Source organism: Microvirga aerilata (genome assembly GCF_016743775.1).
GTDB lineage: Bacteria > Pseudomonadota > Alphaproteobacteria > Rhizobiales > Beijerinckiaceae > Microvirga > Microvirga aerilata.
On record NZ_JAEQMY010000262.1, the window covers coordinates 1 to 1,527 of the forward strand.

The following is a 1,527-nucleotide window of genomic DNA, read 5'->3' on the forward strand; positions in this document are numbered from 1 at the left end:
GCCCATGTATGCGTCAATCGCAAAACGAGGCGATCCGGAATGCGGCATCAGCAGATGGTCCGCACTGGGTCAAACTGGGAAGGTTAGGTGGGCCTGATAAAGTTCTGCTAATCGGCCGTGACCCGCCTATACCGCTACAATTGAAATCATTGCCTACTGCCAGACCGCCGCTTCGAACAACCCTCCAGGCTCGTTGACGTCTCTGCCCTGTCAACGCGCAAGCGCTCGGGTGAGGAGACGCTCTCGGGGCTGGTTAAGCTGGGCGACGCTTCTGGCAAGGTCATGCTGATCACACTATCTCGTGGCAACGGAAGCAAGGTGAGCAGAGCCATGGCGGAAGCAAGGAAAGGCGGTCAGGCGCCGACACCCTGCTAACGCGCGAGGATGCCAGCCGCATCGTCGCCGAGGGTGCTCGCCGGTACTTCCAGAGCCGCCGGGAGATGGTGGACGCGTTCGTTGACCGGCACTTCTCGTTCTCTGGCTCCCTGTCCATGCACCGCAAGGCGATTGGATGGGACATGCTGAAGGCTCCTGCCAACATCGCCCTTGCGGTTCCACAACTCGCAGCGAAGCTTGCGGCAGCCGGGGCAAAGGCGGTCGGCGCCGACCGGGTGGCCGACTGCCTTGGAACACGCAAGCTGGTGTTCGACACTGAGGTCGGGAACGAGATCGAGTGGCTCATCATTACCGAGCTCCTTCAGCTGCCGTTCCGGCAGGGTGATTGTGTGTCCCACCGGGATGCTCTGGCGGATGCCATCCTGTCCGCCCCGGAGCTTCAGGAGCCGCTGCACGAGGCGCTTGGGACGATCGGGCGGAAAGGGGACGATCCTGTCTTTCGCGAACGCCTTGAGGAGACCCTGGAGACCTATGCTGGAACGCGGGTTGCAGCCGCAGAGATCGCAACCTCGCTGATGACACTTGGAGCAGGCGCAGTCACCGTGCATTAGGTGACGCCGGGCGTGATGTCCCTCGGCCCTGCCCTTCCGCCGCCTTGGCCCAGAATGCGGCCGTGGCCTCGTTCCCCCTCGGAGCAGGAGCTGGAGGGCTGTGGTACGGCCTCTTCCCCGCGGCGGTCTCCCCCGTGTTGGTCGGGGGCGTGACCGGAGGACTTCTAGCTGCCACATCCGTCGCCTCCGCTTTTGCGGGCATTATCGCAGACCCGATCCAGAAAGGGCTGGGGCTTCACCATCGCCGTCTGCACAGGCTCATTGATGCTGTTGAGAAGCAGTGGAACGCTGAGCACGAGGATGCCGACTTCGTGGCCTACGATCCCTATGCCGCTCGGCTCATGGACGTGTTCGACATCCTGAGCAGCGCCTACCGCATCGCCAAGGCATGATGAAAGACCTTGCACGATGCCTCAGGTCAAGCCGGGGAACTCCCCGCCCGTCAGGAACGTTCGATGTTCCCTGCATGAGGAGACTTCGCCTTACTTCCGGAACGTGCCAGGATGTATGGTCCGGCCGTGCGTCGCAAGATGATGTTGGCGGACTGACGAACGTGAGAGCTGCATCAATGTATTCGGCC

General features: G+C 62.3%; 2 protein-coding genes. Both read left to right on the plus strand.

Annotated elements, in window-relative coordinates:
* Positions 1-395: 395 nt before the first annotated feature.
* Positions 396-947, plus strand: a complete 552-nt coding sequence (locus JKG68_RS32205) for a DUF6635 family protein (protein ID WP_312891079.1) — start codon at positions 396-398, stop codon at positions 945-947.
* A gap of 44 nt (positions 948-991) precedes the next feature.
* Positions 992-1,339, plus strand: coding sequence for a DUF6635 family protein (locus tag JKG68_RS32210; protein WP_312891078.1), 348 nt, complete (start codon positions 992-994; stop codon positions 1,337-1,339).
* Positions 1,340-1,527: the final 188 nt, after the last annotated feature.